The organism is Mesorhizobium sp. M2A.F.Ca.ET.037.01.1.1, assembly GCF_003998075.1.
In the GTDB taxonomy this organism is placed as follows: Bacteria; Pseudomonadota; Alphaproteobacteria; order Rhizobiales; family Rhizobiaceae; genus Mesorhizobium.
In genome coordinates, this window is sequence record NZ_RZSA01000425.1 from 1 (window position 1) to 5,264 (window position 5,264).

Sequence of the window (5,264 nt, forward strand, 5' to 3'; positions counted from 1 at the left end):
AAGGTGGTCCTCGCCAAATGGCTGGCGATGAACCCCAAGGTTATGATCCTGGACGAGCCGACGCGTGGCATCGATATCGGCGCCAAGGCCGAAATCTACGGACTGATGCGGGCGCTGGCAGATGCCGGCGTCGCGGTGCTGATGATCTCCAGCGACATGGAAGAGGTGATCGGCGTCTCGGACCGCATCGCGGTCATGCATGAGGGGCAGATCTCCGGCATCCTCGACAAGGACGATTTCAGCCAGGAGAACGTGCTCTTGCTGGCGGTCGGCAAGAAGCCGAAACTGCTGCAAGCGGCGGGAGGAGTTGAATGAGCAAGAAAGATCTCGGCCTGCTGATCCTGATCCTGGTGGTCGGCGCGGTGGTGACGGCCATTAATCCGCGCTTCCTGTCGGCGATCAATCTCGCCAACACCTCCAACCTCGTCGCGCTGTTCGGCATCCTGTCGATCGGTCAGGCCTTCGTCATCATCACCGGCGGCATCGAATTGTCGGTCGGCTCGCTGATCGCGCTGCTCGGCACCCTGTTCATCGACTTCATCGCTGTCCGCGAACTGGACTGGCCGCTGGCCTTCGTGGTGATCATCGTGCTCGGCGCCGTCATCGGCTTCGTGCATGGCTGGCTGATCACAAGGCTGAAATTGCAGCCCTTCGTGGTGACGCTGTGCGGCCTCTTGATCTATCGCGGCGTGGCGCGTTTCTACACCGCCGATGGTACGGCGGGCTTTGCCTTCGGGCAGAATTTCCCGACGCTCGAATTCCTGACCGCGGGCCGCTCCTACGGCTTGCCGAACTCCTTCATCGCACTGATCGTCATTGCCATTGTCATGTGGGTGGTGCTGCACCGCTCGGTGTTCGGCCGCTATCTCTACGCCATCGGCAAGAACGAGGAGGCGGCGAAATATTCCGGCATCCGCACCGGCCGGATCATCATCGCGGCCTATGTCATCTGCGGCGTGCTGTCGGCGCTGTCGGCGATCTATTTCGCCATGTACACGCGCTCGATCTCGCCGGCGAGCCACGGCCAGTTCTATGAACTCTACGCCATCGCCGCGGCGGTGCTCGGCGGCTTCTCGCTGCGCGGCGGCGAGGGCTCGCTGGTCGGAGTCCTGCTCGGAACTGCGCTGCTGCAGGAACTGCAGAACCTCGTCAACCTGCTCGGCATCCCCTCATCGCTCAATTTCGCGGTAATGGGCGGCGTCATCCTGATCGGCGTGCTGGTCGACCAGCAATGGGGCGTCTTCCGCGCCCGGCGCCGCATGATCGAAGCGACGCGCCAGAACGTTGCCGGCGCGCCGGCGGAGTAATCTCGCTCTTCGGACAACGGCCTGATTGGATCGATGCTCGCGGATGAGACGCCGGGCGCGTGCGGATTCGTCGACGAATTGCAACAACCCGTGAACCGGAAAACAGCCCTTGTCGGCGAATCGGGGCTGGGCTAAGCAGTTGGTATCTGAGCATTCCAAGAACAAAAATGGGAGTAACTACAGTGACATCATCAGGTTGGATCGCGCTCGCGGCGCTGGCGTTGACCTGCTCGACCCCGGCACTGGCCAAGGACTGGAAGACCGTTTCCGTCGCCATGGAGGGCTCCTATGCCCCCTGGAATCAGACCGATGCCAGCGGCAAGATCGTCGGCTTTGAGGTGGATATCCTCAACGATGTCTGCGCCCGCGCCAAGCTCGAATGCAACATCGTCGCGCAGGATTGGGACGGCGTCATTCCGGGCCTCACCGCAGGCAAGTTCGACATCGTCATGGACGGCATGTCGATCACCGAGGAGCGCATGAAAACGATCGACTTCTCGATCCCTTATGCCTCGTCGCCGGTGGCCTTCCTGGCCGACAAGAACGGCCCGCTGGCCAACCTGTCCAACAAAGGCAAGATGATCGATTTGTCGAAGGACGACGCCGAATCCAAGGCGGCGCTCGACACGCTGCGCAAGGAGCTCACCGGCAAGAATGTCGGCCTGCAGGTCTCGACCACCGAGGCGACCTTCGCCGACAAATATCTGAAGGACGTCGCCAACGTCCATGAATACAAGACCACCGACGAGCACGACCTCGACCTGATGGCGGGCCGCATCGACGTGGCCTTCGCCGACACCACCTATTTCCTCGGCACGCTGGCCAAGCCCGACGCCAAGGACCTGGAATTCGTCGGGCCGCAATTCAAGGGTGGTCCGATCCTCGGGCCGGGCATCGGCGCCGCCTTCCGCAAGAGCGACAAGGACCTGCAGGACATTTACAACAAGGCACTCAAGGCCGCGCTCGACGACGGCTCGGTGTCAAAATACTCCATGCAGTGGTTCAAGATCGACATTACCAAGTGATGTCGCAACGGGAGCAGCCAAGGCTGCTCCCGTTTTGCACTGAGACAAGGAACCGTCGCCGGGAAGGAAGGCGTACGTGGAGTTTCTCAACGATCTGCAGGCGCAGTTTTCGACGGCCTATGAGCTGCTGGCCGCCGGCTGGGGCGTGCAACTGCTCTGGGGCATCGCCTGGACGCTCGCCGTCACCGTCGTCTCGATGCTGATTGGTGCTGCGCTGGGCTCACTGGTGGCTGCGGCCAAGCTCTCGCATCGCGGCGGATTGAGGTTCATCGGCGAGAGCTACACCACCGTCTTCCGCGGCGAACCGGAACTTCTGATCATCTACCTGTTCTACTATGGCGGCACGCAGGTGCTGACCGGTGTGGCGCGGTCGACCGGATCGATCGGCTCGACCGACATCCTGAACATGCCGAGCTTCCTCGGCGGCGTGCTTGCGGTCGGCATCATTTCCGGCGCCTACCAGGCCGAGGTTTTTCGCGGCTCGTTCCTTGCGATCCACCGCGGCGAGCTGGAGGCGGCGCGCGCCTACGGCATGTCGGCCTGGCTGCGGTTTCGCCTCGTGATCGTGCCCCAGGTGCTGCGCCTCGCCGTGCCGGGGCTGGGCAATGTCTGGCAATTGACCATCAAGGATTCGGCGCTGATCTCGGTCACCGGCGTCGCGGAGCTGATGCTCACCGCGAACAAGGCCGCGCGTTCGACGCATCATTCGCTGCTTTTCTACACGGTCGCTGGCATCCTTTACCTGGTGATGACCTCGATCTCGACGCCGATCTTCGAAAAGGCCGAGCGTTACACCTCGCGCAGTTTCACGCGGCCGAAGTGAGGTGGCGGTGGATCTCGACTTCTACCTTCCCACCATGTGGAGCGTGCTGAAGGCGCTGCCGCTGACGCTCGAGATCTGGTTCTTCGGCATCGCCTTCGGGCTGATCATCGCCACCGGCCTGACCTGGCTGCGGGCTTCCGGCTACAGATTGGGCGAATATTTCACCCGCGCCTATGTCTTCATCTTCCGTGGCTCGCCGCTTCTGGTGCAGCTCTATTTGATCTATTTCGGCCTCTCCCAGTTCGACTTCGTCCGCCACAGCTCGATCCTGTGGCCGATCCTGCGCGATCCGATGTATTGCACGATCGTCGCTATGGCCTTGAACACGGCCGCCTATGAGAGCGAGATATTCCGCGGCGCGCTGCGGGCGGTGCCGGTCGGACAGATCGAGGCGGCCAAGGCGTTCGGCATGTCGGCCTTCACCCGTTTCCGCCTCGTCACGCTCCCGATCGCGCTGCGGCTCGCTCTGCCGGCCTATTCGACCGAAATCATCCTGATGACCAAGGCGACCGCGCTCGCCTCGGTGGTCACGATCATGGAGATGATGGGAACGGCGCAGAAGATCCAGCACGACACGTTCCGGCCGATCGAGGTGCTGACCTGCGCCGGCGTGATCTACCTGCTGCTCAACCTGTCGATCGCCCGGCTGTTCGCCTGGGTCGAATACCGGCTGTCGCCGCATCTGCGGCCGCCGCCCGAGCAGAGTCAGCAAATCAAACCCGTACCGGAGGTGTTGTGATGTCGGCAAATGTCGCCGCTGCCGCGAAAGCAGCACCGTCCTCCGGAGTGACGCCTGCCATCAGCGTCAAGGACCTGCGCAAATGCTTTGGCGATCACGAGGTGCTCAAGGGCATTTCGCTGGAAGCCCACAAGGGCGACGTGATTTCCATCCTCGGCTCCTCCGGGTCCGGCAAGAGCACGATGCTTCGCTGCATCAACCTGCTGGAGACCCCTGACTCCGGCGAGGTGCGGGTCGACGGCGAGCTGATCAAGATGAAGCGAAGCCGCGACGGCCATCAGATGCCGGCCGACATCCGCCAGGTGGAACGGATTCGCGCCAACCTCGCCATGGTCTTCCAGAGCTTCAATCTCTGGTCGCACATGACCGTGCTGGAAAACCTCGTCGCCGCGCCGACGCATGTTTTGAAGCGGCCGCGCGCCGAGTGCCTGGAGCAGGCCGAGGCCTTGCTGAAGCGCGTCGGCATATGGGAGCGCCGCAACTACTATCCGCCGCATATGTCGGGCGGCCAGCAGCAGCGCGCGGCAATTGCCCGCGCCCTGGCGATGAACCCCAAGGTGATGCTGTTCGACGAGCCGACATCGGCGCTCGATCCGGAACTGGTCGGCGAGGTGCTGCGCGTCATGCGCTCGCTTGCCGAGGAAGGGCGCACCATGCTCGTCGTCACCCACGAAATGGGCTTCGCCCGCGACGTGTCGAGCAAGGTGATGTTCCTGCACAAGGGCGAGGTGGATTCGGTCGGCGAGCCGAAGGAGATGTTCGCCAGGCCGCCGACGCCGCAGTTCAAGCAGTTCATCGCCAACTTCAACAAGTAGGCGCCTCTCCTTCTCGGATCGGCGCGAAGCGCCGAGACGGATGAGGGGTGTTCCAGCTGGGCAATGGCGTTCGCCTGGCAGCACCGTTGTGCCCAACCGCCAGCGCTTCATTCCTTCCAGCACCCTTCATCCGGCCGCTTCGCAGCCACCTGCTCCCACAAGGGGGAGAAGGGAAGGCGCTTAAATCATGTCCGACAGACCGGAAAACGCCATCGCCTTGCGCAGCACCTCGGCGAAGCGTTCGCCGGCGAGCTCCTTGTCGCCGCTGTTGTCGATCGAGGTGACGTCCGGCCCGGTCAGCTTGACGCTGGCGCTGCGCGCCAGGCGGGCAAGCACTTCGCCGCGCGATTCGCGGCCGCGCGCCGCCAGCCGCTCGGCGAGGATCTCCGGCGTGGCGGTGATCTCGACCACGGCCAGGTTGGCGTAGCGTTCGCGCAGCGCCGGGATGACCGCGCGGGAGACATTCGCCACGGCGACATGGCCGTTCGCCACGGCCCAGTCGACATCGGCCGGCAGGCCGTAGCGCAGGCCGTGCGCGTCCCAGCACAGCGAGAA

5 protein-coding genes and 2 pseudogenes are annotated in these 5,264 nt (G+C 63.4%); 6 read left to right on the plus strand and 1 reads right to left on the minus strand.

Annotated features, from left to right (window positions below; all coding sequences use genetic code 11):
- The 6 genes and pseudogenes from EOA27_RS20415 to EOA27_RS20440 all read left to right on the plus strand — a co-directional run.
- Positions 1–315 (plus strand): annotated as a pseudogene (locus EOA27_RS20415) (sugar ABC transporter ATP-binding protein); the annotation flags it as partial.
- Positions 312–1,307 (plus strand): ABC transporter permease, encoded by a 996-nt coding sequence (locus tag EOA27_RS20420; RefSeq protein WP_127257004.1) that lies wholly within the window; start codon positions 312–314, stop codon positions 1,305–1,307. The pseudogene EOA27_RS20415 and the gene EOA27_RS20420, both read left to right, overlap by 4 nt.
- 182 nt (positions 1,308–1,489) lie before the next feature.
- Positions 1,490–2,332, plus strand: coding sequence for a transporter substrate-binding domain-containing protein (locus EOA27_RS20425; protein WP_245467298.1), 843 nt, complete (start codon positions 1,490–1,492; stop codon positions 2,330–2,332).
- Between the two features lie 76 nt (positions 2,333–2,408).
- Positions 2,409–3,155, plus strand: coding sequence for an ABC transporter permease subunit (locus tag EOA27_RS20430; protein ID WP_245463128.1), 747 nt, complete (start codon positions 2,409–2,411; stop codon positions 3,153–3,155).
- Between the two features lies 1 nt (position 3,156).
- The gene (locus EOA27_RS20435) at positions 3,157–3,894 is read left to right on the plus strand and encodes an ABC transporter permease subunit (RefSeq protein ID WP_348639867.1); all 738 of its coding nucleotides are present in this window, start codon (positions 3,157–3,159) and stop codon (positions 3,892–3,894) included.
- The gene (locus tag EOA27_RS20440; protein ID WP_126080070.1) at positions 3,894–4,709 is read left to right on the plus strand and encodes an ATP-binding cassette domain-containing protein; all 816 of its coding nucleotides are present in this window, start codon (positions 3,894–3,896) and stop codon (positions 4,707–4,709) included. The genes EOA27_RS20435 and EOA27_RS20440 overlap by 1 nt, the downstream gene beginning before the upstream one ends.
- 180 nt (positions 4,710–4,889) lie before the next feature.
- Here the strand turns inward: EOA27_RS20440 and EOA27_RS20445 are convergent.
- Positions 4,890–5,264 (minus strand): annotated as a pseudogene (locus tag EOA27_RS20445) (phosphonate metabolism protein/1,5-bisphosphokinase (PRPP-forming) PhnN); the annotation flags it as partial.